This window comes from Maritimibacter sp. UBA3975 (genome assembly GCF_002384975.1).
Lineage (GTDB): Bacteria > Pseudomonadota > Alphaproteobacteria > Rhodobacterales > Rhodobacteraceae > Maritimibacter.
In genome coordinates, this window is sequence record NZ_DGCP01000012.1 from 99,571 (window position 1) to 124,258 (window position 24,688).

General features: G+C 63.5%; 30 protein-coding genes. 14 read left to right on the top strand and 16 right to left on the bottom strand.

The window, feature by feature from the left end; genetic code table 11:
• Positions 1-13: 13 nt before the first annotated feature.
• Positions 14-646 carry a hypothetical protein gene (locus tag B2585_RS14310; RefSeq protein WP_292024450.1) on the top strand — a complete coding sequence of 211 codons (633 nt, stop codon included), beginning with the start codon at positions 14-16 and terminating at the stop codon, positions 644-646.
• 3 nt (positions 647-649) lie between these two features.
• The gene (locus tag B2585_RS14315) at positions 650-1,273 is read left to right on the top strand and encodes a hypothetical protein (protein ID WP_292024452.1); all 624 of its coding nucleotides are present in this window, start codon (positions 650-652) and stop codon (positions 1,271-1,273) included.
• Here B2585_RS14315 and sfsA read toward each other — a convergent pair.
• Genes sfsA through B2585_RS14335 form a run of 4 tightly spaced genes read right to left on the bottom strand, consistent with a single transcriptional unit; the run spans position 1,254 to position 3,253 of the window.
• Positions 1,254-1,961, bottom strand: a complete 708-nt coding sequence (gene sfsA, locus B2585_RS14320; RefSeq protein ID WP_292024454.1) for a DNA/RNA nuclease SfsA — start codon at positions 1,959-1,961, stop codon at positions 1,254-1,256. The genes B2585_RS14315 and sfsA overlap by 20 nt on opposite strands.
• Positions 1,962-2,005: 44 nt before the next feature.
• Positions 2,006-2,320 carry a hypothetical protein gene (locus B2585_RS14325; protein ID WP_292024456.1) on the bottom strand — a complete coding sequence of 105 codons (315 nt, stop codon included), beginning with the start codon at positions 2,318-2,320 and terminating at the stop codon, positions 2,006-2,008.
• 31 nt (positions 2,321-2,351) lie between these two features.
• Positions 2,352-2,951 (bottom strand): thymidine kinase, encoded by a 600-nt coding sequence (locus tag B2585_RS14330; protein ID WP_292024458.1) that lies wholly within the window; start codon positions 2,949-2,951, stop codon positions 2,352-2,354.
• Positions 2,952-2,992: 41 nt separating this feature from the next.
• Positions 2,993-3,253: a DUF6455 family protein gene (locus tag B2585_RS14335; protein WP_292024460.1), complete on the bottom strand. Its 261-nt coding sequence runs from the start codon at positions 3,251-3,253 to the stop codon at positions 2,993-2,995.
• Positions 3,254-3,356: 103 nt separating this feature from the next.
• On the opposite strand from B2585_RS14335, the gene B2585_RS14340 reads away from it, so the two are divergent.
• Positions 3,357-3,614, top strand: a complete 258-nt coding sequence (locus B2585_RS14340; protein WP_292024462.1) for a hypothetical protein — start codon at positions 3,357-3,359, stop codon at positions 3,612-3,614.
• Between the two features lie 21 nt (positions 3,615-3,635).
• Here the strand turns inward: B2585_RS14340 and B2585_RS14345 are convergent, their stop codons facing one another.
• Positions 3,636-3,893, bottom strand: a complete 258-nt coding sequence (locus B2585_RS14345) for a DUF167 domain-containing protein (protein ID WP_292024464.1) — start codon at positions 3,891-3,893, stop codon at positions 3,636-3,638.
• 114 nt (positions 3,894-4,007) lie between these two features.
• Here B2585_RS14345 and B2585_RS14350 point away from each other — a divergent pair, with 114 nt between their 5' ends.
• Together B2585_RS14350 and B2585_RS14355 are read left to right on the top strand one after the other, a co-directional pair.
• Positions 4,008-4,586, top strand: a complete 579-nt coding sequence (locus B2585_RS14350; RefSeq protein WP_292024466.1) for a nitroreductase family protein — start codon at positions 4,008-4,010, stop codon at positions 4,584-4,586.
• Positions 4,583-5,281, top strand: a complete 699-nt coding sequence (locus B2585_RS14355; protein ID WP_292024468.1) for an EI24 domain-containing protein — start codon at positions 4,583-4,585, stop codon at positions 5,279-5,281. Before B2585_RS14350 ends, B2585_RS14355 begins: the two co-directional genes overlap by 4 nt.
• Positions 5,282-5,287: 6 nt before the next feature.
• Here B2585_RS14355 and B2585_RS14360 read toward each other — a convergent pair whose 3' ends face one another.
• Positions 5,288-5,746, bottom strand: coding sequence for an MAPEG family protein (locus B2585_RS14360; protein WP_292024470.1), 459 nt, complete (start codon positions 5,744-5,746; stop codon positions 5,288-5,290).
• 94 nt (positions 5,747-5,840) lie between these two features.
• Here B2585_RS14360 and B2585_RS14365 point away from each other — a divergent pair, with 94 nt between their 5' ends.
• Positions 5,841-6,425, top strand: a complete 585-nt coding sequence (locus B2585_RS14365) for a TetR/AcrR family transcriptional regulator (protein WP_292024472.1) — start codon at positions 5,841-5,843, stop codon at positions 6,423-6,425.
• On the opposite strand, the gene B2585_RS14370 is transcribed toward B2585_RS14365, so the two are convergent.
• Both B2585_RS14370 and mce read right to left on the bottom strand, forming a co-directional pair.
• On the bottom strand, positions 6,422-6,703 hold the full coding sequence (locus B2585_RS14370) for a DUF1467 family protein (protein ID WP_292024473.1): 282 nt from the start codon (positions 6,701-6,703) through the stop codon (positions 6,422-6,424). The two genes, B2585_RS14365 and B2585_RS14370, sit on opposite strands and share 4 nt — an antisense overlap.
• Positions 6,703-7,107: a methylmalonyl-CoA epimerase gene (gene mce, locus B2585_RS14375; protein ID WP_292024475.1), complete on the bottom strand. Its 405-nt coding sequence runs from the start codon at positions 7,105-7,107 to the stop codon at positions 6,703-6,705. Before mce ends, B2585_RS14370 begins: the two co-directional genes overlap by 1 nt.
• Positions 7,108-7,250: 143 nt before the next feature.
• Here mce and B2585_RS14380 point away from each other — a divergent pair, with 143 nt between their 5' ends.
• A complete protein-coding gene (locus tag B2585_RS14380; protein ID WP_292024477.1) occupies positions 7,251-7,931 on the top strand; it encodes a response regulator in 681 nt (226 codons plus the stop codon).
• Between the two features lie 4 nt (positions 7,932-7,935).
• On the opposite strand, the gene B2585_RS14385 is transcribed toward B2585_RS14380, so the two are convergent.
• Positions 7,936-8,655, bottom strand: coding sequence for a GNAT family N-acetyltransferase (locus tag B2585_RS14385; RefSeq protein WP_292024994.1), 720 nt, complete (start codon positions 8,653-8,655; stop codon positions 7,936-7,938).
• A gap of 160 nt (positions 8,656-8,815) precedes the next feature.
• On the opposite strand from B2585_RS14385, the gene B2585_RS14390 reads away from it, so the two are divergent.
• Both B2585_RS14390 and B2585_RS14395 read left to right on the top strand, forming a co-directional pair.
• The gene (locus B2585_RS14390) at positions 8,816-9,004 is read left to right on the top strand and encodes a hypothetical protein (RefSeq protein ID WP_292024479.1); all 189 of its coding nucleotides are present in this window, start codon (positions 8,816-8,818) and stop codon (positions 9,002-9,004) included.
• A gap of 154 nt (positions 9,005-9,158) precedes the next feature.
• Positions 9,159-9,635 (top strand): hemerythrin domain-containing protein, encoded by a 477-nt coding sequence (locus B2585_RS14395; RefSeq protein WP_292024480.1) that lies wholly within the window; start codon positions 9,159-9,161, stop codon positions 9,633-9,635.
• Positions 9,636-9,709: 74 nt separating this feature from the next.
• Here the strand turns inward: B2585_RS14395 and aspS are convergent, their stop codons facing one another.
• Positions 9,710-11,488, bottom strand: coding sequence for an aspartate--tRNA ligase (gene aspS, locus B2585_RS14400; RefSeq protein ID WP_292024483.1), 1,779 nt, complete (start codon positions 11,486-11,488; stop codon positions 9,710-9,712).
• Between the two features lie 284 nt (positions 11,489-11,772).
• Between aspS and B2585_RS14405 the strand changes: the two genes are divergently transcribed.
• From B2585_RS14405 to B2585_RS14425, 5 genes are all read left to right on the top strand, one after another.
• Positions 11,773-12,987, top strand: coding sequence for a cyclopropane-fatty-acyl-phospholipid synthase family protein (locus B2585_RS14405; protein ID WP_349678316.1), 1,215 nt, complete (start codon positions 11,773-11,775; stop codon positions 12,985-12,987).
• 78 nt (positions 12,988-13,065) lie between these two features.
• On the top strand, positions 13,066-14,262 hold the full coding sequence (locus B2585_RS14410; protein ID WP_292024485.1) for an SAM-dependent methyltransferase: 1,197 nt from the start codon (positions 13,066-13,068) through the stop codon (positions 14,260-14,262).
• Positions 14,259-15,500: a glycosyltransferase family 87 protein gene (locus tag B2585_RS14415; protein ID WP_292024487.1), complete on the top strand. Its 1,242-nt coding sequence runs from the start codon at positions 14,259-14,261 to the stop codon at positions 15,498-15,500. Before B2585_RS14410 ends, B2585_RS14415 begins: the two co-directional genes overlap by 4 nt.
• A 105-nt stretch (positions 15,501-15,605) precedes the next feature.
• A complete protein-coding gene (carB, locus tag B2585_RS14420) occupies positions 15,606-18,875 on the top strand; it encodes a carbamoyl-phosphate synthase large subunit (protein ID WP_292024489.1) in 3,270 nt (1,089 codons plus the stop codon).
• Positions 18,876-18,982: 107 nt separating this feature from the next.
• Positions 18,983-20,386: an L-serine ammonia-lyase gene (locus tag B2585_RS14425; protein WP_292024491.1), complete on the top strand. Its 1,404-nt coding sequence runs from the start codon at positions 18,983-18,985 to the stop codon at positions 20,384-20,386.
• 13 nt (positions 20,387-20,399) lie between these two features.
• On the opposite strand, the gene B2585_RS14430 is transcribed toward B2585_RS14425, so the two are convergent.
• The 6 genes from B2585_RS14430 to B2585_RS14455 form a co-directional block, all read right to left on the bottom strand.
• Positions 20,400-21,029 carry a sulfotransferase family 2 domain-containing protein gene (locus B2585_RS14430; protein ID WP_292024492.1) on the bottom strand — a complete coding sequence of 210 codons (630 nt, stop codon included), beginning with the start codon at positions 21,027-21,029 and terminating at the stop codon, positions 20,400-20,402.
• A 119-nt stretch (positions 21,030-21,148) separates the two neighbouring features.
• The gene (locus B2585_RS14435; RefSeq protein WP_292024494.1) at positions 21,149-21,787 is read right to left on the bottom strand and encodes a sulfotransferase family 2 domain-containing protein; all 639 of its coding nucleotides are present in this window, start codon (positions 21,785-21,787) and stop codon (positions 21,149-21,151) included.
• A 109-nt stretch (positions 21,788-21,896) separates the two neighbouring features.
• Positions 21,897-23,267 carry a 30S ribosomal protein S12 methylthiotransferase RimO gene (gene rimO, locus B2585_RS14440; RefSeq protein ID WP_292024497.1) on the bottom strand — a complete coding sequence of 457 codons (1,371 nt, stop codon included), beginning with the start codon at positions 23,265-23,267 and terminating at the stop codon, positions 21,897-21,899.
• Positions 23,268-23,333: 66 nt separating this feature from the next.
• Complete coding sequence (locus B2585_RS14445; protein ID WP_292024499.1) at positions 23,334-23,633, bottom strand: hypothetical protein; 300 nt, start codon at positions 23,631-23,633, stop codon at positions 23,334-23,336.
• Between the two features lie 229 nt (positions 23,634-23,862).
• On the bottom strand, positions 23,863-24,231 hold the full coding sequence (locus B2585_RS14450) for a hypothetical protein (protein WP_292024501.1): 369 nt from the start codon (positions 24,229-24,231) through the stop codon (positions 23,863-23,865).
• 93 nt (positions 24,232-24,324) lie between these two features.
• Positions 24,325-24,687 carry a glyoxalase superfamily protein gene (locus tag B2585_RS14455; RefSeq protein WP_292024503.1) on the bottom strand — a complete coding sequence of 121 codons (363 nt, stop codon included), beginning with the start codon at positions 24,685-24,687 and terminating at the stop codon, positions 24,325-24,327.
• Position 24,688 lies beyond the last annotated feature (1 nt).

Consider the following 24,688-nt stretch of genomic DNA (forward strand, 5'->3'; position numbering starts at 1 on the left):
TTCGAGGTCCCAGATGCGTTTCACCCCTCTTGCCATCGCTCTTGTCGCCGCCAGTCCTGCCTTTGCCGACGCCTGCCTCGATGAGGTGCGCGCGATGTATCTGGACGACGGCGGCGTGTTCGACCCGACATTCGAGATCCTGCACGAGAAGGTCACGGTGACCCGTGCACCGGACGGCTCTGAGACGCCTGTCGTGACCGCGCGCTGGCAGGCCGCGGATCAGGTGATCTCTGAACTTCCGACCGGGGCCTACATGCTGCTCTGGGGGCAGGACTTCTATCAGGGCGCGTCATGGGACGGGCCGTGGAGCGATACCGGCTCCGACAACCCTTATGACGCGGTTGAGTATGCGCGCGGGATGAACGAGAGCGCGGCAGCCAGCCTGACGGGTGCCGAATGTGACGGGGTGGTCGATGTCGACGGGCGTGATCTTGCACGCTACCGCTACCACGTCCGGATCGAACCCGGCGCGGGGTCGTGGTGGGAGAGCGACGTGACGCTTTATGTCGATCCTGCGACGAAACGCGTGGCGATCATGGAGGAGCGAAATCTCATGGAAAGCTGGGCGCCCGAGCCGAAAGAGAGTGTGAAGGTTACGACCGTCGACTACGACGTCGATTTCACCCTCGCACCGCCGGAGAGCTGATTCATGAAGCGCGTTTCGATAATCCTCGTGCTCGCCGCCACGCCGGCCCATGCCGATTGCACCGCCGAGGTGCGCTCGCTTTTCGAGGCCGGTGGCCCGAACGACCCGTTCTCGCGCCCGCCGCATCGGCAGGTTCAGATCACTTACGGCCCCGACGGAACCGAGACGTTCCGCGCCGCGAATGTGATCGAGACGCCCCTGCGCACGATTCATGGCATGGCTGGTCAATGCACGCTGGCTGTGGATGCAAAATACTGGACCGGGCCTTGCGAGGCCGCGACATGGGATGGTCCCGGCGGTGCGTTTCCCGGAGACCGCGCGCAGGGTGTGCGGGCGCGGGTCGCACAGGAACAAGCCAACGTGAGCGAGGCCGAGTGCTTTGGCCCCGTGGATCTGAACGGCCGGCAAGTGCTTAAATACCGCTACCGCACGCAAACGGCGCCTGCGGAGGATGGAGGTTTCTCCGGCGAACGGGCGACGGTGTGGATCGACCCTGAAACGAACCGCTGGGTGCGATGGGAGGCTGCCGAAATGGTCACGCCTTGGCAGCCCGAGCCGGACGGATCGCGGGTCGTGACGACCTTCGTCTACGATGAGAGCATCGCGGTCACGCCACCGGCGGAATGAATGGGAGCCTCTCGCCAAGCGTGACGCCCGCTGGTGTAATCCGGCAGGAATAGGCAAGCGGTTCCACCCCGGCGGCCAGCGCTGCGCTGACTGACGCGCCATACGTCGGGTCAATGTCTGCGGCGATCCGCACACTTTGGGCATCTGTTCGCTGCACGAGATAGAAGATCACCGCGCGGTGCCCGGCCCGCGCCATCGCCGCCAGTTCGCCCATGTGCTTGGCCCCCCGTGCGGTCACGCTGTCGGGGAACTCCGCGGTACCGGGCGCGCGTGAGAGGGTGACGGATTTGACCTCGACATAAGTGTCCGGCCCGGCGCCGGTGAGGCAAAAGTCGATCCGGCTATTCTCGCCATACATCACTTCGGCGCGCACCATCGGCGCGACCAGTTCCGGCACTTCGCCCGCGATCAGTGCAGCCTTGAGCATCCGGTTGGGGAGCGATGTGTCGACGCCGGTAAAGTCGCCGGACTCGTGCTCGACCAGTCGCCAACCGAACCTGAGCTTTTTCTTCCGGTCGTCGTTCGGCTCCAGCCAGATGCGCGCGCCGGGCTCGGCGAGACCCATCATCGAGCCGGGATTGGCGCAATGGGCCGTGACAACGCGCCCGTCCTCCAGCCGGCAATCGGCGAGGAATCTTTTGTAGCGTTTCTCGAGCGTTGCGGGGATCAGGGCGGTGGGAAAGTCCATGCGGTTGTCTTAGCGCCTCTGGCCGCTCCGGCAAGCCGCGGGGATCATTTCCACGCGCATTCCTGCTCGACCGGCATCTGGCACCCATCTCCGTCGAAGCCCACGAGGAAACCGGGCGCGCCGGGGCGCCAGGGCGTTGCCCGGTCCGGGACGAGCCGAAGGCCTGATGCTGCCCCACAGGCGCCCTCCGCCTCCCGCACCTGCCAGCCCTGCGCCATCGCGATATCGATTACCGCATCGCGCCGGGTGCAGCCGGTGAGTGACGCTGTGGCATGGTACTCGGCGATTTCCTTGTAATACGCGAGCCGCATCTCGGCGCGTTCCTTGTCGAGCCAGGACTTCGCGCCGACAAGTGCCATCGCCCCAAGGGCGCCCAATCCGATGAGCCGCCTAACTAGCGCGATTGGATTCACGATCGCCCACCGCTTCGCGCCAGTGGAGCCGGCAAAGGCTCACATAGCTTTCGTTCCCGCCGATCTGCACCTGCGCCCCGGCGGTCAGCACATTGCCCGCGGCGTCCTGCCGTACGACCATCGTGGCCTTCTTCCCGCAATGGCAGATCGTGCGAACCTCCCGCATCTCGTCGGCCAGCGCCAGAAGGGCCGCCGAGCCGGGAAAGAGCTTGCCCTGAAAGTCGACACGCAGTCCGTAGCACATGATCGGTACACGCAGATCGTCCACCACCCGCGCGAGTTGCCAGACCTGATCCTCCGACAGGAACTGTGCTTCGTCGATGAAGACGCAGGCGATTGCGCCGCGCGCCAGCCGTGCTTCGATCTTGTCGAAGAGGTCCTCACCCGTTTCGAACGTGTCCGCGGGCGAACCGATGCCGATGCGGGACCCGATTGTGCCTTCGCCCGCCCGGTTGTCGAAACGCGCAGTGATCAGGTAGGTGTCCATCCCCCGTTCGCGGTAGTTGTGCGACGCTTGCAGGAGCAGCGTCGATTTACCTGCGTTCATGGTGGAGTAGTGGAAGTAGAGCTTGGCCATGCCGCCGGATTAGCCCGCAGGCCCCCGGCGATCAAGCGGCCTTACCACCCGTCGCGCATATGGTCGAAGAGAGCCTTGTTGGGGCACAGGTTCGGGGCTTCCTGCGCGCCGCCCGCGTGGTCGTCGAGCCAGACGGCACAACCGTCCGGATCCGCGCAGTCATTGCAGCGCTCGACGGCGCGGTCGAGTTGCCGGCGGCTCACGATACGGGCGTCGTATTCGACGCCAAGATCAAGGCTCAGCGTTTCGGCCATCCGTGCCATCGCAGCAGGGGTGTGGGGTCGGTCCAAATTGTCTTTCATGGCAATGTCCTCCACCGCCGATCATGCGGATTCGCTACTCACTTGCTTTGATCCATGACAAATCGGGCTGGCATCTGCCGGAGAGAGGTCTAGGCTGGTTGGCATGTTTACCATCGAACATGATTTCGACGCGACCGTCGTAACCCTCGTGGACGAGGGCGAGGAGGGCGCAACTCACCTGCGCGAAGACGTGACAATCAACGCCTTCGAGGATTGCGTCACGATTGAGCAGCTCGAACCGACGACGGACCGGGTGCAGGTCGTCACCTTGTCGATGGCGCAGTTGCGAGACCTTGCCGCCGCGCTCGACCTGCCCGAGGGGGTTTATCGCCTGACCCGGACCGAGGATGTGCAGGGCTAGGTTTTCCGTAGGTTTCGCGTCCTAATCCAGCCGGAACACCTTGTCGCGAGAGGTCGTGCCCCGCACGAGAGTCAGGTCGGACTTGGCCACGCCAAGGGCATGGGCCAGAAGTTTGACCACCGCCGCCGTTGCTTTGCCGCCCTCGGGCACTATCGTCACGCTGACCTTCAACCGGCCATCCTCCTCCACGGATACGCCGTTGCGCGCGGCTTTCGGCGTCACGCGCACGGCGAATTCGGCACCGGAACGGGCCAGATGACTGAGCTCTCCCTTCTTCATGAGGGCCTGCTTTCCCGAAACGCAGCCTGCGCGCAAGCGGGACATTTCCACCCCGTCCTGTTGACGCGCGCGTGAAAAGTGCCGACATGCCTTTCTGACGGACAGGAGACATTCATGCCAGACAAGAACCCGGCGGCGCTCGACTTCCTACTCACGCGCCGCTCCCGCCCGGCCAAGACACTGACGACGCCAGTGCCGGGCCGCGAAGAGGTGGAGACGATTCTCACCGCCGCAGCGCGCACGCCGGACCACGGCAAGCTGGAGCCATGGCGCTTCATCGTGCTCACCAAGCCCGCGCTGGACCGTCTGGCCGCGATGGTGCCGCCGCGCGGGGCCACGCTCAACATCGACGCGGAGAAGATCGAAAAATCTCGCCGCCAATTCGCTGATGCCGACCTCGCCGTCGCGGTCGTCTTTTGCCCGGTGGACTCGCCCAAGGTCCCGACCGTGGAGCAGCAGTATTCTGCGGGCGCCGTCTGCCTGTCGCTCCTCAACGCCGCGCTTGCCGCCGGGTGGGGCGCCAACTGGCTCTCCGGCTGGCCCAGCCACGACCCTGAGTTCGTGCAATCGGGCCTCGGCCTCGCGGCGCATGAGAGCATCGCGGGGTTCATCCACATCGGGACCGAAACGGCGGCACCGCCCGACCGTCCGCGCCCCGACCTGTCCGACATCACATTGTGGGTAGACGCATGATCTTCGACGATTTCTTCAAGGCGCTGGGTCAGCTTGGCGACCGCCGCTTCCGCAAGGTGCTCCTGCTCGGTTTGGGGCTCACGATCGCGCTCCTCGCCGCTATCACCGTGGCTCTCGTCTTCATTGCCGGTCTGTTTCTGCCCGAGGTCGTGACGCTGCCATTCGTGGGCGAAGTCGCCTGGCTCGATTCGGTTGCCAGTTGGGCTGTGGTCGGTCTCATGGTGCTCCTGTCACCCTTCCTGATGACGCCCGTTTCCATCGCGTTCATGGGCATCTTTCTTGATGAGGTGGCCGAGGCGGTGGAGGAGCGGCATTACCCGCACCTCGCTCCCGCAGACGATGTGACGATCCTCGACGGCCTGCGCGATGCGGCGAGCCTTATCGTCATTACGATCCTGCTCGGCATCCTGGCCTTCGGTCTGTCGTTTTTCATCGGCCCGCTCGCGCCGGTCCTGTTCTGGGTCGTGAACGGCTATCTGCTCGGGCGCGAGTATTTCCAGCTTGCCGCGATGCGCCGTGAGGGGCGGGCGGGGGCGAACCAGTTGCGCCGTCGTTACAACGGGCAGGTCTGGATTGCCGGTATCCTCATGGCGATTCCGTTGACCATACCGATCCTGAACCTGCTGATCCCCGTCGTGGGGGCGGCGACGTTCACGCACCTTTACCATCGGGTCACAGGGCGCGGCGCGGCCTGAGCCCGGTCAGGTCAGGACGCTCCAAAGGGTGTGGAGCGCCATGTAGATCACGATGACCGACCCGATGGTGTAAAAGGTCGCGCGCACCTCATGCCGTTGTTTCGTGACATAGGCCACGAAATGCGCCGCTCTTGCAGCGACGAAGCCAAAGAGCAGCACCTGAGCCAGTGCGAGCGCCGGTCCTGTCAGGACGAACAGGAGCCCAACGACCCAGAAAGCCGGGATGTTTTCGAGGTCGTTTCGGTGCATCCTTCGCGACCGATCCACATAGTCGTCAAGGTCAAGCTGCGCCGGGTCGGGCGCGCGGTTCAACGGCCCGGGGATCAGGTCCTCAGGATTCACCAGACCCCGGTTCGTTTTCATCATGCGGTAGACCGTCATCCATCCCTGCCCCATCACCTTGAGCGCCATGAGCGTTGCGGCAATGGCATAGGTGGCAAAGAGGGGATCATCGAAGCTCGGCATGGTGGACATCCTTGATGAGACATGCGCGTCGCGCTTTACTTACCAATGGTAAGTTTGATAGCCTACCGCTGGTAAGTCAGTCAATAGGGTCATCATGAGCCAGGCGGGAACACGCGACCGGATTCTGGACACCGCACGCGAAATCCTCGCGTCCGGCGGGACGGGCGCGCTTTCCTTCGACGCTATCGCTCGGGAGTTGGGGAAATCCAAACAAGCGGTGCTGTACTGGTTCCCGACGAAACAGGCGCTGATGTCGGCGCTCTACGTGCCGTGGCTCGAGGCCGAAGCCGACGTGGCCGTCGCCGCGCTTGAGGGCCGCGAACATGCAGACGCGATCCGCGCATTTGTCCACGCCGTTGCCGCCTTTCACCTCGCCGATCTTCACCGTTTTCGGCTGATCTACCTTCTGCCGCAAGTGCAGCGCACGGTTGCGAACGAGCGACCGGTGGCCGGGGTGGTTGAGGCGGTGCATCCCGTGACAGACCGGCTCTATGCCGCCCTTGCCGCAAAGCTGGACGGCGAGGGTACCCGTGCCGAGGCCACTGCCATTCACGCGGCGGTACTCGGACTCGTCCTCATGGTGTCATTGGGGGACGCGCTTGACGACCCGCTCAAGCATGGAACGGATGGACTGGTGTCCGCGCTGGCAGAGCGTCTGGCGTCGCGGCAGGGTGCCTAGTTCGGGACCCGCTCGCCGAGGTAGCCCTGCCAGTCGAGCATATCGACGGTGATGACACCCGAGATGATGATGCCCGCGCAGACTGCCCAGATTGGGAGCGCCCAGAGCGTCGTTACCAACATCGTGCGCCCGAGCCGGAAGTCCGACGGGGCACCCTCATGCGTGCCTGGCACAACGTCACCATCTTCGGCCTGAGTGCGCAGTTGGATGGGCAAGACGATGAACATCGTCATGAACCAGATCACCACGAAAAGGACGGCAGCGCCGGTGACTGACATCAGACTTGCTCCAGCTCGATGAGGCAGCCGTTGAAGTCCTTGGGATGCAGGAACAGGACGGGTTTGCCATGCGCACCGATCTTGGGCTCGCCAGAGCCCAGAACACGGGCGCCGTCCGCTTTGAGCGTGTCGCGGGCCGCGAGGATATCGTCCACCTCATAGCACATGTGATGGATGCCGCCCGCCGGGTTCTTGTCGAGGAAGCCCGTGATGGGGCTGTCCTCGCCCAGCGGGTAGAGCAGCTCGATCTTGGTGTTGGGCAGGGTGATGAAGACGACCGTGACCCCGTGATCCGGCTCGTCCTGCGGCGCGCCCACATCTGCGCCCAGCGTGCCGCGATACTGCGCCGCTGCGGCTTCGAGGTCGGGGACCGCGATGGCAACATGGTTCAGGCGTCCGATCATGACTTTCTCCCTGCTCGGTGACGTCCCGCTTATGCGACAGGCCCCGGGTCCGTGCAAGACCGGCGCGAATTCGTCGCAGGGACCGTCCGTTAACCGCGCATTCACCGAATCGGTGCTTCGATCGGAGGGGAAAGGAATGCGTTATGCTTGATGACCTGTTGATGACCCAGCCGAAGCCGACCGCGGACAAGCCGCTTGCCGGCATGACCGTGCTGGTGGTGGAGGACAGTCGCTTCGCGTCGGAGGCCATGCGGCTCCTGAGTGTGCAATCCGGGGCTCGCGTGCGCCGCGCCGATTGCCTCCACTCCGCGCGCCGTCACCTGCGCGTCTACCGCCCGACTGTCGTGATCGTGGACATGACATTGCCCGACGGGTCGGGGGAAGAGCTCTTGCGCGAACTCGACGCGGCGACGCCCCGCGTTCCCGTGCTGATGGGTCTGTCGGGTGATCCTGACTGCGAGGCGCACGCACGCGCTTCGGGCGCCGATGGGTTCCTTGCCAAGCCCGTTGAGGGGGTCGGAGCCTTCCAAATCGCGGTGCTGAATGCCCTGCCCGCGGAGTCGCGCCCGGGCAGGCTGCGGATGGTGCCAAGCACGCAAGTGCACCCCGATCCCGCGAGCCTGGACGAGGATCTGCTCAATGCCTGCGACCTGCTCGGGACAGCGTCAAACGCGCGCGACTACGATTACCTCGCACAATTTCTTCACGGCCTCGCGCTCTCGGCCCATGACGGGGAACTGACGGCGGCGGTAGAGGCGATCCGCGAGGACCGGATCGAAGAAGTTGAAGCGCTGCTCAAGAAACGCCTCGGGCTGATCCCCTGATCCCTCAGCGCCTCAATGCAGGATCGCCGTGCGCCCGGACGAGGGCCGTCAGGTCGGACAAGCTTTCGCGCTGAACTCCGGCCGTATCGAAATTCGCGGGGTCGAGCCACACCCGAAACGCTTCACTGAGTGCGGGCCACTCGCTGTCGATCGCGGCAAACCAGGCTGTATCGCGGTTGCGGCCCTTCACGACCATGTGCTGCCGGAACACGCCTTCGAAGCTGAAGCCAAGCCGCTGTGCGGCCCGCCGCGAGGCCATGTTGAGCGCGTTGCACTTCCATTCATAGCGGCGGTATCCGGCCTCGAATGCCCATTTCATCAGCAGATACATCGCCTCGGTCGCCGCGCGTGTGCGCTGCAACTCCGGCGAGAAGGTGATGAAGCCGACTTCGATCGAACCGGCCTCCGGTGCGATGCGCAGCAGGGAACAGAAGCCGACCCAGCGCCCGCTCGCCACGTCACGGATGGCCAGGAAATGCGGGTCGTCGCCCGCAGTGGCGTCGCGCATCCAGCGGTGAAAGGCAGAGGAGGACGAGAATGGGCCCACGGGCATGTAATCCCACAGCCTGTCATAGCCCTCGAATGCCCGGAACAGGTCGGCGGCGTGCCGGTCGGCCGACAGCGGCTCCAGCACGGCATGGCGGCCGGTAAGCGTGAAGCCCTGCGGGCGCGGCGGCACCCGCCATCCCTCGACCGGGGTTCCCAAAGGCGCATCGTCCGTCATCTGTTCGCGATCATTAACCATTTCCCAATGCTTATTGAGCAAACTGTGTCCCGACAAAACCCCTAAACGGTGCCACTTCCGGCACGGCACGCCCCAATTCCTGCCGCATTTCGAGGCCATCAACGTCATGTCGAATACGCCGACACATTGGAGATACGGGATGCAAAAAGTCTTCGAGACCTTCACAAACGACGAAAAGGGCAACGCCCTGATCGACTGGACCGTTCTGCTCGCCGGGACCGCCATGATGGCGGCATCCGTCGTGCTCACGTTGACCGGTGGTCCCGACGACCTCTCCAATGCGACGGTTCAACAGGTCGAGACTCAGGTCCGGCACCTGCCCAGCTAAGGGCACTCCAAGAATTTCGAGGGACGACGGCGCAGCTTAGCAGAGCTGCGCCGTTCCTCGTTGTAACGCGCCGATATCGCCGTGACCGACGCGGAACCGCAGTGGGCCGCCGGGCGTTTGATGCCCAGCCGATAACCTCACGAAAGGACGCGCAATGCCCTCGATCTACGACGCGATTGCAGCAGACCACGAAAAACACCGCGACCTGCTGGACAGGATCGCCAGCACCGAGGGCGACAGCCAGGAACGCCGCGAGGCCTGGAACGCGTTCTATTGCGACATCAAAAGCCATTCGGCCGCCGAAGAAGAAGAATTTTACGCGGTCCTGATGAAGCAGACCTGGGGTCAGGATGCTGCCCGCCACTCGGTCTCCGAGCATCACGAGATGGACGAGATCGTTGATGAGCTTAACGAGATGGACATGTCCTCCCCTGGTTGGCTGACCCGTTTCAAGACGCTCAAGCACGACTACGAACACCACATGGAAGAGGAAGAGGACGAGGTCTTTACCCGTGCGCGCAAGGTCGTGGGCGAAGAGGACAACGACGCTTACGGCAAGCGCTTCCTCGATCGCAAACAAAAGGAACTCGGTCTGGTCCAGAAGAAGAAAGAGGACCATCTTGAGGATTGAGGTCTAAAGGTGCACTTCAATCGGAAACGCCCGCTCAACCGAGCGGGCGTTTCTCGTGTAGGGTGGCTTGAGGGTCAGTCTTTCGGCGGCTCGATCACCCGCAGCGACAGCTCCCGCAATTGCTCGTTCGCAGGCTCGGACGGGGCGCCCATCATCAGGTCTTCGGCACGCTGGTTCATCGGGAACATCATCACTTCGCGGATGTTGTCCTCGTCTGCCAGAAGCATCACGATCCGGTCGATGCCCGCGGCGCAGCCGCCGTGCGGTGGGGCGCCATACTGGAACGCGCGCGCGAGACCACCAAATCGTTTCTCGACCTCGTCCTGACCGTATCCGGCTTTCTCGAACACCTTGAACATCACGTCCCGCTTGTGATTGCGGATCGCGCCCGAGATCAGCTCATAGCCGTTACACGCGAGGTCATACTGATAGCCAAGCACCGAGAGCGGGTCGCCGTCGAGGTCGTCGAGGTTCTGCGGCATCGAGAACGGGTTGTGCGAGAAGTCGATTTCGCCGGTCTCTTCGTCCGCTTCGTACATCGGGAAGTCCACGATCCAGGCGAAGGCGAAGCGATCCTGTTCGGTCAGTCCCAGCTCCTCGCCGATCACATCACGCGCCCGGCCCGCGACACGCTGGAACGCATCGGGCTTGCCACCAAGGAAGAACGCGGCGTCACCCACGCCGAGGCCCAGTTGCTCGCGGATCGCCTCGGTGCGTTCCGGCCCGATGTTCTTGGCCAGCGGTCCCGCGGCTTCCATCCCGTTGTCGCCATCACGCCAGAAGATGTACCCCATCCCCGGCAGGCCCTCTTTCTGGGCGAAGGCATTCATCCGGTCGCAGAACTTGCGCGACCCACCGGTCGGTGCGGGAATGGCGCGGATCTCGGTCCCGTCCTGCTCCAGCAGTTTCGCGAAAATTGCGAAGCCGGAACCCGCGAAATGCTCGGACACGACCTGCATCTTGATCGGGTTGCGCAGGTCCGGCTTGTCCGTGCCATACCACAGCGCGGCGTCGGCATAGGAGATTTGCGGCCACACCTCGTCCACCTTGCGGCCCTTGCCGAATTCCTCGAACACGCCCTGGATCACCGGCTGGATCGTGTCGAAGATGTCCTGCTGCTCGACGAAACTCATCTCGATGTCGAGCTGATAGAAATCCGTGGGCGACCGGTCGGCGCGCGGGTCCTCGTCGCGGAAGCAGGGCGCGATCTGGAAATACTTGTCGAAGCCCGACACCATGATGAGCTGCTTGAAGAGCTGCGGGGCCTGCGGCAGCGCATAGAACTTGCCGGGGTGGAGGCGCGACGGCACGAGAAAGTCGCGCGCGCCTTCGGGCGAGGAAGCCGTGATGATCGGCGTCTGGTATTCGCGGAAATTCTGGTCCCACATCCGCCGGCGCATGGAGGCGACAACGTCCGAGCGCAGCGTGATGTTCGACTGCATCTCTTCGCGACGCAGGTCGAGATAGCGATAGCGCAGGCGGGTTTCCTCGGGGTATTCCTGATCGCCGAACACCATGAGCGGGAGTTCGTCGGCGGCGCCCAGAACCTCCATGTCCTGTATGAACACCTCGATTTCGCCCGTGGGCAGCTTGGGGTTCACGAGGCTCTCGTCGCGCGCCAGCACCTTGCCGTCTATGCGGATACAGTATTCCGAGCGCAGCTTCTCCACCTCGGCGAAAACCGGGCTGTCCTCGTCCGCGAGAATCTGGGTCACGCCGTAGTGATCGCGCAGGTCGATGAACAGCACGCCGCCGTGGTCGCGCACGCGATGGACCCAGCCGGACAGGCGGATGGTGTCGCCAACATCGGCCTTGGTGAGGTCGGCGCAGGTATGGCTGCGGTAGGCGTGCATGATGGTCCCTCGGGGCTCGTTTCAGTCCGGGTCGATACACCTTGCGAGGCCGGTGAAGTCAAGCCCGACAGGGGGTTTTGCGCCGGCGCGGGAACCATCGGTGCGCCAAGAACCTTTACAGAACGCAAGTTTTTGCCAAAAATATTCACTGTGAGGCGGCATTTAGGGTGAAAACCACTCTCCGACGCGGGGTCGCGGGGAGGAGCACATAAGCGAATTGGGGAGCCGGCCGAAAGAGCCGGCCAATCAGGGAGCCTGATATGTGGACTGCATTGCTTGACATCATGCTGAAGCGGTTTCTCCGCCACGGCACGCTCAACATCACCTTGCCCGACGGCTCGACGCGCCGTTACGGGAGCGGATCGCCCGAAGCGCATGTGCGGCTCAGGGACGACAGAATCGTGCGCCAGCTCGTGCTGAACCCGGAACTCGCGGTGGGCGAGGGGTACATGGACGGGTCGATCGAGATCAACGATCTGCGCGAGTTCTTCGCCGTGGCGCTGCCCGGTGTTTACAAGGCAGAGCGGCCATGGTTCCAAAAGCCGCTGGACGTGACGAAACAGACGTTTCGTAAGCTCGGGATGGCCAACAACCCGTTCAGGTCGCGCTCGAACGTGGCGCATCATTATGACTTGTCGGGCGAGCTCTACGACCTGTTTCTCGACGTGGACAAGCAGTATTCCTGCGCCTACTTCGCGCAGCCCGACCTGACGCTGGACGAGGCCCAGGAGGCCAAGAAGCACCACATCGCCCACAAGCTGAACCTGAAGCCCGGGATGACCGTGCTCGACATCGGCTGTGGCTGGGGCGGCATGGCGCTGACCCTCGCCCGCCACTACGGCGTCAAGGTCGTGGGGGTGACGCTGTCCAGGGAACAGCACGCCATCGCCGTGAAGCGCGCCGAGGAGGCCGGTTTGTCCGATCAGTGCGATTTCCGGATGCAGGACTATCGCGACGTGACCGAAACCTTCGACCGGATCGTGTCGGTGGGCATGTTCGAGCACGTGGGCACGCCATATTACGAACAGTATTTCGGCAAGGTGAACGACCTCCTGACCGAGGACGGCCTCGCGCTCATCCACACCATCGGCCATGTCGGGCCGCCCAACTATTCGGACCCGTGGATGGTGAAATACATCTTCCCGGGCGGCTATTCGCCCGCCTTGTCCGAGATGCAGGCGGCGGTCGACAAGCATTACCTCGTCACGCAGGACATCGAAGTGCTGCGCACGCATTACTCCAAGACACTGGGCCTGTGGCACGATCGCTTCATGGAAAAGGCGGACAAGGCGCGCGAGATCTATGACGACCGCTTCGTGCGGATGTGGCGCTACTACCTCCTGTGCATGGAGGCCGCGTTTCGCGTCGGCTCGCTCCTCGTCTACCAGGTGCAGATCGGCAAGCATATGGAGGCCGCGCCGATCACGCGCGATTACCTCTATCCCTACGAGGGCGAGCGCCAGCGCAAGGATACGGCTTTCGCAAAGGCGGCGGAATAAACCTGACCTATCCGCTTTCGCCTTTTGCAAACGAGGTTTAGAGTGCCGACGCTGACGGACAGCGACGGGACAAATTCTATGTTTGCAGGGACACTGAGGCGCATGGTGTCGCGCCTCGTGACGGATGGGGCACTGACAATTACGTGGCCGGACGGGTTGGAGCAACGCTACGGCGACGGCTCGGGCACACCCGTTCATCTGCGGATCACGGATCCGGGCCTGTTGGTTCGCCTGATGAAGAATCCAGAGCTCGCTTTGGGCGAAGGGTACATGGAGGGCGGGCTGACGGTCGATGACGACGACCTCACCGGCTTTCTCCGGCTCATCTCGCGCAATGTGCGCAAGAACGGATCGGGCCGCTTCTCGGCGGCAGCGGCAGGTGCGCGCACGGGGCTGCGCCGTATCGCGCAACACAACCCGCTGGGAATCGCGAAACGAAACGTCGAGGTGCATTACGACCTGCCGGTGGACCTCTACGAGCTCTTTCTCGACGAAAATCTGCAATACACCTGCGGTTATTTCGACCGCCCGAACCTCGATCTCGATGCGGCGCAGCGGGCCAAGATGCACCACATCGGCAAGAAGCTCCTGATCGAGCCGGGGATGCGCGTTCTCGACATCGGCTGCGGCTGGGGCGGGTTGTCGGTGTATCTCGCCAAGACCTTCGGTGCGAAAATGACGGGTGTCACCTTGTCGAAAGAACAGCTCGCGGCAGCCCGCAAGCGCGCCGAGGACGCGGGTGTTTCCGACCTGTGCGACTTTCGCCTGATGGACTACCGCCATCTGGAAGAGACATTCGACCGTGTCGTCGTCGTTGGGATGATGGAGCACGTCGGCCAGCCGCAGTACCCGATCTTCATGAATCAGGTGTCCAGGGTGCTGGCGCCGGACGGTGTCGCGCTCGTCCACACGATCGGGCGCACGACCCCGCCGGGCCAGACCTCGCCCTTCATCCATAAGTATATCTTCCCGGGCGGCTATATCCCCGCGATGTCAGAAGTGATGACCGAAGTTGAGAAGGTCGATCTTCTCCCCACCGATATCGAGGTCTGGCGTGACCACTACATCCGCACCATCCAGGCATGGAAAGCGCGGTTCGAGCTCAACGTGGACAAGGTCCGCGACATGTTCGACGAAAAATTCGTGCGCATGTGGCGCTATTATCTGACGGCCTCCGAGATGAGCTTTTCCGAGCTCGGGCTCGTGATCTATCAATTCCAGCTTGCCCACGATCAGCACGCGGTCCCAACGAATCGCGAGTACCTTTACGCATGAGCCGCGAAACCCTGATCACCGTGCTTGTCGCTGGGGTCTGGGCCGTTGCCATCGTCTTTCTGAACTGGGGGTCGTGGAAGATCGACCTTTCAGCGATCTACTACGCCGCGCGTTCCTTCGGGACCGGCGACTTCGCGAATGTGTACGCCTCGGGCGGGGCGCCGTTCCTGCCGGACCCGCCATCGGCATGGCAGGATTGGGCGCACTCCGAAGGGTTCACCGGCCCGGCATTTACCCCGTTCCTCTACCCGCCGCTCTGGGCCGCGGCGCTCGCGCCCGTCGCGACCGCCATTCCGGCGCAGACATTCTTTAACGCGGTGCTGGTGATCAACGCCGCCGCGACCGTCTGGATGATTTGGCTCACATGGCGGCTGATGCGTCCGATCCAGATCGGCCCGGTCGGTTGGGTGGTGATCAGCTTCGCCCTGATGTTGGTGACGGCGCCGGGATACATGTCCTTCTGGTTCGGTCAGCCGCAGGTGATCGTCGCCGCCTTCACGCTGGCTGCGGTCGTGGCCCTCGCAGACCGGCGCGACATTCTGGCGGGCGGCTGCCTCGCGCTCGCGGCGGCGATCAAGTTGACGCCGGCGCTCATCGTCCTGATTTTCGCAATGGAACGGCGCTGGACTGCGCTCGCCGCCTTTGTGGCCACCGGCGCGGTGCTCGCGCTCGCCTCACTCGGTGCGGCTGGCTGGCCTCTCCACGCCGAGCTTCTGGCCAAGCTTGCAGCCATCGAGAACCAGATTCTCGTCAGCCCGATCAACGTGAGCCTTGAGCAGGCATTCTACTACCTTCAGTCCTTCGCCAACGGCACCGGAGACCTTTCGGCCCGACCCCACATGGTCGGGGGTGAGGATTGGATCAGCTGGACAGTCCGCGGGTTCCTCGCCGCCGGCGTCGTGGCACTTTGGTGGGGTACACGCAATCTGGCACTGCGGCTGAGGCTCTGGACCCGCTTGATGGGCCTCGCGCTCCTGACGACGCTGGCCTCGCCTCTGGGTTGGGTCCACTACCTGATCCTGCCGCTCATCCTGCTCCCCGGCCTGATTGAAGTGCTGCTGCGCCGCGCCGCGCTGGGCGCTATCCTCTTCATCGCGCTGCCCCTGAGCCTGCCCGCCCTCGTCATTGCCGGAGACACCCGCGGCACGGGCCTCCTTCCCGTCGCGCTGAACACCGGGGCGGCACTTATCATGCTCGCCCTCGTCGTGGTCGCGGCCCGGCGCGAGGCGAACCCGTAGTGATTTTCGGCGCACCCCCTTGCTCCCCGCCGCGCCACGTCTATAACCCACGAGAATTTGCGGACCGGAGCCCCGGTGCCGCGGGCCTGGTCAGAGGGTGACGACATGCCGAAGAGAACCGACATCCAGTCCATCATGATCATCGGCGCAGGGCCAATCATCATCGGGCAAGCCTGCGAATTCGACTACTCCGGCGCACAGGCCTGCAAGGCGCTGCGCGAAGAGGGCTACCGCGTCATCCTCGTCAACTCGAACCCGGCGACGATCATGACCGACCCCGGTCTGGCCGACGCCACCTATATCGAGCCGATCACGCCCGAGATCGTCGCCAAGATCATCGCCAAAGAAAAGCCCGACGCGCTTCTGCCCACGATGGGCGGACAGACCGGCCTCAACACCGCACTGGCACTCGCCGACATGGGCGTGCTGGAGGAACACGGTGTCGAGTTGATCGGCGCCAAGCGCGAAGCCATTGAAATGGCAGAGGACCGGAAGCTCTTCCGCGAAGCGATGGACCGTCTGGGCATCGAGAACCCGCGCGCCACCATCGTCACCGCACCCAAGAAAGCGGATGGCAAGGCCGACCTTGAAAAGGGCGTGCAGATCGCGCTCGAAACGCTCGAGGACATCGGCCTCCCCGCCATCATCCGCCCGGCCTTCACGCTCGGCGGCACCGGGGGCGGCATCGCCTATAACCGCGAAGAATACATCTATTACTGCCGCTCCGGCATGGACGCCTCGCCCGTGAACCAGATCCTCGTCGACGAGTCGCTTCTGGGCTGGAAAGAGTTCGAGATGGAGGTCGTGCGCGACAAGGCCGACAACGCCATCATCGTCTGCGCCATCGAGAACGTGGACCCGATGGGCGTCCACACCGGCGATTCGATCACCGTGGCCCCGGCGCTGACGCTGACCGACAAGGAATACCAACTGATGCGCACGCACTCGATCAATGTGCTGCGCGAGATCGGGGTGGAAACCGGCGGCTCCAACGTCCAGTGGGCGGTGAACCCCGACAGCGGCCGCATGGTCGTGATCGAGATGAACCCGCGCGTGTCGCGCTCTTCGGCGCTCGCGTCCAAGGCGACGGGCTTCCCCATCGCAAAGATCGCCGCGAAACTGGCCGTTGGCTACACGCTCGACGAGCTGGACAACGACATCACCAAGGTCACGCCGGCGTCGTTCGAGCCGACCATCGACTACGTCGTCACCAAGATCCCGAAATTCGCCTTCGAGAAATTCCCGGGGTCCGAGCCGAACCTGACCACCGCCATGAAGTCGGTGGGTGAGGCGATGGCGATAGGCCGTACCATCCACGAGTCGCTGCAAAAGGCGCTGGCGTCGATGGAATCCGGCCTGACCGGCTTCGACGAGGTCATGATCGAAGGCGCACCGGATACCGCCGCCGTGATCGCGGCCCTCTCGAAAAAGACTCCCGACCGGATGCGCACCATCGCGCAGGCGATGCGTCATGGCCTGTCGGATGATGAGATTTTCGGCGTCACCCAATTCGACCCCTGGTTCCTCGCCCGCATCCGCGAGATCGTGGATGCCGAGGAGCGCGTGCGCCATGACGGCCTGCCCGTGTCCGAAGAGGGGCTGCGGGAGCTGAAGATGATGGGCTTCACCGACGCCCGCCTTGCCACGCTCACCGGGCGCGACGAAGGACAGGTGCGCCGCGCGCGTCAGAATCTCGGCGTAAACGCCGTGTTCAAGCGGATCGACACCTGTGCGGCCGAATTCGAAGCGCAGACTCCCTATATGTATTCGACCTACGAAGCCCCGATGATGGGCGAGGTGGAATGCGAGGCGCGGCCCTCGGACCGCAAGAAGGTCGTCATCCTTGGTGGCGGTCCGAACCGGATCGGGCAGGGGATCGAGTTCGATTACTGCTGCTGCCACGCCTGTTTCAGCCTGACCGACGCCGGCTACGAAACCATCATGATCAACTGCAACCCCGAGACGGTATCGACCGACTATGATACGTCCGACCGGTTGTATTTCGAGCCGCTCACTTTCGAACACGTCATGGAAGTCCTGCGCGTGGAGCAGGATGCGGGCACGCTGCACGGCGTGATCGTGCAGTTCGGCGGTCAGACGCCCCTGAAACTCGCCAATGACCTTGAGGCAGCAGGCATCCCGATTCTCGGCACCTCGCCCGACGCGATCGACCTTGCCGAAGACCGGGAACGGTTCCAGGATCTCGTGAACCGTCTCGGCCTCAAGCAGCCGAACAATGGAATCGCACATTCGGACGAAGAAGCGCTTGAGATTGCCGACAGCATCGGCTTCCCGCTGGTCATCCGCCCCTCCTATGTTCTCGGTGGGCGCGCGATGGAGATCGTGCGCGACATGGACGGGCTCAAACGCTACATCCGCGACGCCGTCGTGGTGTCGGGCGACAGCCCGGTTCTTCTCGACAGCTACCTGTCGGGCGCGGTCGAGATCGACGTGGATGCGCTCTGCGACGGGACGACGGTCCACGTCGCGGGCATCATGCAGCATATCGAAGAGGCGGGCGTCCACTCCGGCGACAGTGCCTGTTCGCTCCCGCCCTATTCGCTTCCGATGGACATCATCGACGAGCTGAAACGCCAGTCCGAAGCGATCGCGCTCGAATTGGGCGTCGTCGGCCTCATGAATGTGCAGTTCGCGGTGAAGGAAGGCGACATCTACCTCATCGAAGTGAACCCGCGCGCCTCGCGCACGGTGCCCTTCGTGGCCAAGGCCGTGAATTCCCCTATCGCCTCCATCGCCGCGCGGGTCATGGCTGGCGAGACGCTCGACAAGTTCGACCTCGTGGACCCGCTGATCGACAAGTTCGCGGTGAAAGAGGCGGTCCTGCCCTTCGCCCGCTTCCCCGGCGTCGACACGCTGCTTGGCCCGGAAATGCGCTCCACCGGCGAAGTCATGGGATCGGACAAGAGCTTCGCCCGTGCCTTCCTCAAGGCACAGCTCGGCGCGGGAACGATGCTGCCCACCGAAGGCACCGTGTTCTTTTCGATCCGCGATACCGACAAGACCGACCAGATGGCCGAAACCGCCCAGATCCTCAAGGACATGGGGTTTACCATCATGGCGACGAGCGGCACGGCCAAATTCCTGAACGGCGCTGGAATCGAGACCGAGGTGGTGCGCAAGCAGTACGAAGGTGGCCGGACAATCGTGGACATCATGAAGGACGGACTCGTCCATCTCGTGATGAACACCACCGAAGGCGCGCAGGCGGTCGAGGACAGCCGGACGATGCGTTCGGTCGCGCTCTACGACAAGATCCCGTACTTCACCACGGCTGCCGCCAGCCACGCCGCCGCGCGGGCCATGCAGTCGCGGCTCGAAGGCGAGCTTGAAGTCACATCGCTTCAGGACGCGTAAACCCGGACGCCTCCGCGGAATGTCGCGCTTTGCAGCGGGCATGTCGTGGACTGAATGTGCCCGGACGAGGGAAAGACTAGGCTGATCCCAGCGCAACAGGGGTCAGCATGTTCATCTCGGTCTTCGACATCTTCAAACTCGGCATCGGCCCCTCATCCTCGCACACGATGGGGCCGATGGTCGCCGCCGCCCGGTTCCTCGACGCGCTCAGGCATAACGAGCGGATTCCGGGCGCGGGCGATATGGCCGGAGTGAGCGTATCGTTGCACGGCTCGCTGGCATGGACCGGCAAAGGGCACCACACAGACCGCGCCGTGATCCTCGGTTTGCTCGGCGAGCTGCCCGAGACGATGGACCCGGAGCGCGGAGATGCACTTATCGCGAAGCTCAAAGCGTCCGGACGGCTCGACCCCGAGGGGCTGCCGCCGCTGGCCTTCAACCCGGAAACAGATCTCCACTTCGACTTCGGCCCGCCGCTTGAACAGCACGCGAACGGGATGGTGTTCCGCGCGGTGGATGGGGCCGGGAACCCCTATCTCACGATCTCCTATTTCTCGGTCGGCGGCGGCTTTGTCGTGACGGAAGCGGAACTGACCGCCGAACAGGGCACGAGCCTGTCTGACCAGAAACGCGCGCTCGGCTATCCCTATCCCTTCGGCTCGGCGGAACAGATGCTGGCAATGGGCAAGCGCGCCGGCCTGACAATCGCACAGATGAAACGCGCTAACGAGGAGGCACATGGCGAAGACGGCCTCGACGCTGGCCTCGACGGGCTGGCCGACGCGATGATGGACTGCATCGACCGGGGCTTTACGCAGGAGGGCACACTGCCCGGCGGGCTGAACGTGAAGCGCCGGGCGAAGAAACTACACGACGACCTGACCGCGCAGCGCTATTCCAACCGCAACGCGCCGCATGTGGTGAATGACTGGATCTCGGCCTACGCGATGGCGGTGAACGAGGAGAACGCCGCAGGGGGCCGGGTCGTCACGTCGCCCACCAACGGGGCGGCAGGGACGCTCCCGGCCGTCCTGCGATACTGGCGCGATCACATGGCCGACGAGGTGACGGATGAGAAGCGGCGAGATTTCCTGCTGACCGCCGCCGCCATCGGTGGGCTGATCAAGGCCAATGCGTCGATCTCAGGGGCCGAAGTTGGCTGTCAGGGCGAAGTCGGATCGGCCGCGGCAATGGCCGCCGCCGGGCTCTGCGCCGCGTTGGGCGGGGCCAACGAACAGGTTGAAAACGCAGCCGAAATTGCGCTGGAGCATCATCTTGGCATGACCTGCGACCCGGCAAAGGGCCTTGTGCAGGTGCCGTGCATCGAACGCAACGCAATGGGGGCGATCAAGGCGGTGTCGGCGGCCTCGCTCGCGCTGCGCTCGGACGGGGAGCACATCCTGCCGCTCGACAACTGCATCCGCGTGATGCTCCAGACGGGCCGTGACATGGATTCACGTTACAAGGAGACCTCGCAGGGCGGGATCGCGGTCAACCTGCCGGAGTGCTGATGAGCTGCGTCGGTCAGGCGGCGGCGAGGAAGCCAGAAAAGGCGGCGTAATCCGGCGCGGCCTCATTGCGGATGATCGCGCGGGTCTCCGGCTTGAGATCGCCCAGATTCAGCGGTTCGCCTCGAGACGTCTCTCTCACGATCACGGTGCGACCGGTCATGCCCGACACCTCGGCGCATAGTTCCTCCAGCCGGCCCGCGTCATAGACCCTGTCGTAGACGTCCAGACTCGGCCCCGTGAACACCATTTGCTTCATGGCGTGATGCTTGATCGCGAAAACGGCGGCGCGGTAACGGTCGAGGTTCTGGAAAAAGAAATCCGGGTCGGGCCGTGTCGGCAGGTTGATCCGGCCACGCTGCACGTCTCCCGCATAAGCCAGAACGTCACGCTCCACGATTAGGTCGGTATAGACCGCAAGCAGCCGCTCGATCGGATCGCGAATGACGGTGAAGCGCCAGAAATCCGCGGTGCGGGAAAAGGCGTCCGGATTGAACCGACGCGTCGGCATCCGGTTATGGACCCAGGCCGCGTCATCCGCATCCGGCGTGTCCTCGCGCAATGCCGCAAGCGCCGTCTTGAGCGCCGTGCTGCCCGCCTTGGGCACCGGCACATAGGCCAGTTCAAACTCCTCGAATTCCACCATGGGTTCGCCCCTCTGCGATAACTTGCTGCAAGAATGACGAGGGTTTGAGGCGCCGATGCGGCGCAATTTGTGAAAATTGGGGGAATTGTGCAGGCATGTGAAACGACCTCCCCGGCGGCTTACGCGGCTTCGGCCAGATAGCCGCCGAATGCCGCGTAGTCGTCCGCTGCATTTGCGTGAATGACATCGCGCGACGCGGGCACGAGGTCGTCCAGTTTCAGCCGGAACTTCGACGCGTTCATGGGTTTGTCGAACGAAACGGGCCGGCCCGTCATCAGGCTCAGATCCTCTCCGAGTCTTCCAAGCTGCGACACGTCGTATACCTGATCGTAGAGCGTGAGGTCGGGACCCGTGAACAGGATCTGTCTCAACGCGTGGTGTTTGATGACCGAGGCGGCGGATCGGTAGGCATCGAGGTTCTGGAAGAAGAAGTCCGGGTCTGGCTTGACCGGCAGATCGACGCGGCCCCGCCGGATATTCGCAGAATTGCGCAGGATATTCCGCGTCGCGACGAGGTCGGTATAAACCGACAAGAGGCGCTTGATCGGGTCGCGGACCACGGTAAAGCGATGCCACCCGTCGTACCGGTGAAACCGCCTTGGCGCGAAACGGCGGGTCGGCAGTTTCGGATGGACCGCGTATTCGTCGTCCTCTGCGGGTCGTTCGCCCAACAACTCGGCAATCGCCGTTTTCACCGATGTGCAGCCCGCCTTCGGCACCGCTGAATACGCCATCTCAAATTCGGCAATTTCGATCATCGCCAGCCCCTTTTCGCTTATCAACGAGAAGAGGGGTATTGCGGCATCTGGACGAGACGTGGGCAGGATCTTGGAAGCGCGGTGGTGATTGTTTGCCGTGTGGAAACAATCAGGCGATGAGCTTGCCCCAAAGATCGTATTCCCCGGCTTCGTCCACCTCGACCGTCACGATCTGCCCCGGGACCAGCGCTTCGTGGCCCTCGTCAATGAACAGGCAGCCGTCGATTTCGGGCGCATCGGCCTTGGTGCGGCAGGTGGCGGCGTCCGCCTCCACCTCGTCCACGATGACCTCGATCCGTTTGCCAACTTTCGCCTCGAGCTTGGCCTCGGATATGGCCTGCGCCTTCTCCATGAACCGGTGCCAGCGCTCCTCTTTCACCTCCTCGGGCACATGGTCCGGCAGATCGTTGGAGCGGGCGCCGTCGACATTCTCGTACTGGAAACACCCGACCCGGTCGAGCTGGGCTTCGTCGAGCCAGTCGAGCAGGACCTGGAATTCCGCTTCCGTCTCGCCGGGGTAGCCGACGATGAAGGTGGAGCGCAGGGCGATGTCCGGGCAGACGTCCCGCCACGCCGCGATCTCGTCCAGCGTCTTCGCCGCCGCTGCTGGCCGCGCCATGCGGCGGAGAACGCCGGGATCGGCATGTTGGAACGGGATATCGAGGTAGGGCAGGATCAGCCCCTCGGCCATCAATGGGATGAGCTCGCGCACATGCGGGTAGGGGTAGACATAGTGCAGCCGCACCCAGGCCCCGAGCGATCCGAGGTCACGGGCGAGGTCGGCGATATGGGCACGGTGGCCGCGCTCCTCGGCATAACGGATATCCAGCCCGTAAGCGGAGGTATCCTGCGAGATGACCAGAAGCTCCTGCACACCGGCCTCGACCAGCTTCTCCGCTTCACGAACCACCGCATGAGCCGGCCGCGACTGAAGCTTGCCGCGCATGTCGGGGATGATGCAGAACTTGCAGGCGTGATTGCAGCCTTCGGAAATCTTGAGATAGCTGTAGTGGCGCGGAGTGAGGCTCACGCCGCGCGACGGCAACAGATCCACGAAAGGGTCCGGGCTGGGCGGCACGGCGGTGTGTACGGCGTCCAGCACCTGCTCGTACTGATGCGGTCCGGTGACAGCCAGTACGCTCGGATGCGCGCCGGTGATGTACTCCGGCTCCGCTCCGAGGCAGCCGGTGACGATCACCCGACCGTTTTCGTTCAGCGCCTCGCCGATGGCCTCCAGGCTTTCGGCCTTGGCGCTGTCGAGGAACCCGCAGGTGTTCACGATCACCGCGTCCGCCCCGCCATAGTCCGGGCTGATCGCATACCCTTCGGCGCGCAGGCGCGTGAGGATGCGTTCGCTGTCCACCAACGCCTTGGGACAGCCAAGGCTGACCATGCCGATCTTCGGCTGGCCGGGGCGGGCATCCTCGCGCACGACAGCGCGGGCGAGATCAGGGCGGAGGTCTGGCGGATTCGTGGACATGGACCGCGCTATACGCCGGGACGGCCCGCCGGGAAAGGGCTCTCACCGGTTTGTGCGGGCGGTGGTTCAGTCCTTGGCATCTCCGAGCACCACGGTCACGCGGTGCAGGCAGTCGGCATAGGCCACGCAGGGATAATCCCGCCCGTTCACGGTGACAGTGCGTTCGGTCAAACGGTGCTTGCCGTTTACGAACGTCTTCACGGTGTCTACCGCGTACTCCTCGTTCTTGTAGGTGATGTGAGACCGCGTAATGGGCGACTTGGTCGAGACCGAGGCCGGTTGGGTCGATGTGGCCAGAACGATCGGCGCGACGGCGCAGCCCGAAAGGGTGAACACAGCCGTCGTCAGAACAAGAATGAAACGCATGGAAAACTCCCCCAAGTTTTGAATACGTCACCAGATTATCGCGAAATCGTGGTGCCTCAACCCCCTCCTGAGGGGGGTGTCTTCCACAGATCGGAAGTTTTATTGCGGATCAGGGTGTGCCGTGAGAAAAGGCGAAGAACCGGAAAGCAAAACGCATGGGTCCTGAGACCGCATGCGTTTTGGTTTCGTAAACGCTCATTCGGCTCAACGAGTGAATGGATCTTCCGCCTCAGCGGATGATGTAAGTCTCGCCGTCGCTTTCGACCGGGACGCCGGGCACACCGTAGTAGCGCGCGACAGTGCCGGAGCAATCCGACTGCGGACAGTCCAGGACCTCGCCCTCGACCATGACATAGTGCCGGGTGCCGGTGACATCACCGGAATCCGTATCCACCATATGCTCGGTGTAGGTCTCGTAGTCGGTGCCGTCGAACCGGGTCGCGCCGCCGACGATCATCATGCCGTCCTTGGTGCTCGCCACGGCGATCTCGTTCGATCCGCTCGTTTCGTAGATATCGACGCTCGGGGCGTCGCGGCCTCCGAACAGGGCGCAGCCGCCAAGCGTGAAAGCAATGGGCAGCAGAAGAATGGCTCTCATGAAACCGTCTCCCTTTGGAAAATGAATTAACCAAAGGATAAGGGCGTCCCGGGATTCGGAGCAATGTCCAATTTGGAAACAATCGGAGAGAGGTCAGGTGCTCTGCCAGAAAACGAGCCGGTTTCCGAAAGGATCGCGAAGATTCACTTCCCGTGCCCCCCAGCTTTGATCCTCGATCCCGGGACGCAGCCGGGCATGACCCCGCGCTGTAATCTCGGCGTGAAAGGCGTCGATGTCGGAAACCTCAATCCGCACCGCGCTCCCGGGTGAAGCGTCGCCGTGATGCTCGGAGAGGTGAATCTCGCAGTTTCCCAGTCTCAGGCCCATGTAGAGCGGGGCCTCCGGGGCGAAGCGATGTTCGAAGAGAACGTCGAAGCCGAGGTAACGCAGGTAGAAATCCCGTGCCTCGCCTTCGGAAAACGAGCGCAGGATCGGAACCGCTGCGCCCGCCGGCATG

Excerpts from the sequence above, each read along its gene's own strand:
- mce (WP_292024475.1), bottom strand. The coding sequence starts at position 7,107 with ATGATCGGACGCCTGAACCATGTTGCCATCGCGGTCCCCGACCTCGAA.
- B2585_RS14360 (WP_292024470.1), bottom strand. The coding sequence starts at position 5,746 with ATGCCGAGCTTCGATGATCCCCTCTTTGCCACCTATGCCATTGCCGCA.
- B2585_RS14350 (WP_292024466.1), top strand. The coding sequence starts at position 4,008 with ATGCCAGACAAGAACCCGGCGGCGCTCGACTTCCTACTCACGCGCCGC.
- sfsA (WP_292024454.1), bottom strand. The coding sequence starts at position 1,961 with ATGGACTTTCCCACCGCCCTGATCCCCGCAACGCTCGAGAAACGCTAC.
- carB (WP_292024489.1), top strand. The coding sequence starts at position 15,606 with ATGCCGAAGAGAACCGACATCCAGTCCATCATGATCATCGGCGCAGGG.
- B2585_RS14425 (WP_292024491.1), top strand. The coding sequence starts at position 18,983 with ATGTTCATCTCGGTCTTCGACATCTTCAAACTCGGCATCGGCCCCTCA.
- aspS (WP_292024483.1), bottom strand. The coding sequence starts at position 11,488 with ATGCACGCCTACCGCAGCCATACCTGCGCCGACCTCACCAAGGCCGAT.
- B2585_RS14410 (WP_292024485.1), top strand. The coding sequence starts at position 13,066 with ATGTTTGCAGGGACACTGAGGCGCATGGTGTCGCGCCTCGTGACGGAT.
- B2585_RS14455 (WP_292024503.1), bottom strand. The coding sequence starts at position 24,687 with ATGCCGGCGGGCGCAGCGGTTCCGATCCTGCGCTCGTTTTCCGAAGGC.
- B2585_RS14315 (WP_292024452.1), top strand. The coding sequence starts at position 650 with ATGAAGCGCGTTTCGATAATCCTCGTGCTCGCCGCCACGCCGGCCCAT.
- B2585_RS14325 (WP_292024456.1), bottom strand. The coding sequence starts at position 2,320 with ATGGCACTTGTCGGCGCGAAGTCCTGGCTCGACAAGGAACGCGCCGAG.
- B2585_RS14365 (WP_292024472.1), top strand. The coding sequence starts at position 5,841 with ATGAGCCAGGCGGGAACACGCGACCGGATTCTGGACACCGCACGCGAA.
- B2585_RS14330 (WP_292024458.1), bottom strand. The coding sequence starts at position 2,951 with ATGGCCAAGCTCTACTTCCACTACTCCACCATGAACGCAGGTAAATCG.
- B2585_RS14405 (WP_349678316.1), top strand. The coding sequence starts at position 11,773 with ATGCTGAAGCGGTTTCTCCGCCACGGCACGCTCAACATCACCTTGCCC.
- B2585_RS14445 (WP_292024499.1), bottom strand. The coding sequence starts at position 23,633 with ATGCGTTTCATTCTTGTTCTGACGACGGCTGTGTTCACCCTTTCGGGC.
- B2585_RS14395 (WP_292024480.1), top strand. The coding sequence starts at position 9,159 with ATGCCCTCGATCTACGACGCGATTGCAGCAGACCACGAAAAACACCGC.
- B2585_RS14390 (WP_292024479.1), top strand. The coding sequence starts at position 8,816 with ATGCAAAAAGTCTTCGAGACCTTCACAAACGACGAAAAGGGCAACGCC.
- B2585_RS14450 (WP_292024501.1), bottom strand. The coding sequence starts at position 24,231 with ATGAGAGCCATTCTTCTGCTGCCCATTGCTTTCACGCTTGGCGGCTGC.
- rimO (WP_292024497.1), bottom strand. The coding sequence starts at position 23,267 with ATGTCCACGAATCCGCCAGACCTCCGCCCTGATCTCGCCCGCGCTGTC.
- B2585_RS14335 (WP_292024460.1), bottom strand. The coding sequence starts at position 3,253 with ATGAAAGACAATTTGGACCGACCCCACACCCCTGCTGCGATGGCACGG.
- B2585_RS14385 (WP_292024994.1), bottom strand. The coding sequence starts at position 8,655 with ATGACGGACGATGCGCCTTTGGGAACCCCGGTCGAGGGATGGCGGGTG.
- B2585_RS14345 (WP_292024464.1), bottom strand. The coding sequence starts at position 3,893 with ATGAAGAAGGGAGAGCTCAGTCATCTGGCCCGTTCCGGTGCCGAATTC.
- B2585_RS14340 (WP_292024462.1), top strand. The coding sequence starts at position 3,357 with ATGTTTACCATCGAACATGATTTCGACGCGACCGTCGTAACCCTCGTG.
- B2585_RS14380 (WP_292024477.1), top strand. The coding sequence starts at position 7,251 with ATGCTTGATGACCTGTTGATGACCCAGCCGAAGCCGACCGCGGACAAG.
- B2585_RS14355 (WP_292024468.1), top strand. The coding sequence starts at position 4,583 with ATGATCTTCGACGATTTCTTCAAGGCGCTGGGTCAGCTTGGCGACCGC.
- B2585_RS14415 (WP_292024487.1), top strand. The coding sequence starts at position 14,259 with ATGAGCCGCGAAACCCTGATCACCGTGCTTGTCGCTGGGGTCTGGGCC.
- B2585_RS14310 (WP_292024450.1), top strand. The coding sequence starts at position 14 with ATGCGTTTCACCCCTCTTGCCATCGCTCTTGTCGCCGCCAGTCCTGCC.
- B2585_RS14435 (WP_292024494.1), bottom strand. The coding sequence starts at position 21,787 with ATGATCGAAATTGCCGAATTTGAGATGGCGTATTCAGCGGTGCCGAAG.
- B2585_RS14430 (WP_292024492.1), bottom strand. The coding sequence starts at position 21,029 with ATGGTGGAATTCGAGGAGTTTGAACTGGCCTATGTGCCGGTGCCCAAG.
- B2585_RS14370 (WP_292024473.1), bottom strand. The coding sequence starts at position 6,703 with ATGTCAGTCACCGGCGCTGCCGTCCTTTTCGTGGTGATCTGGTTCATG.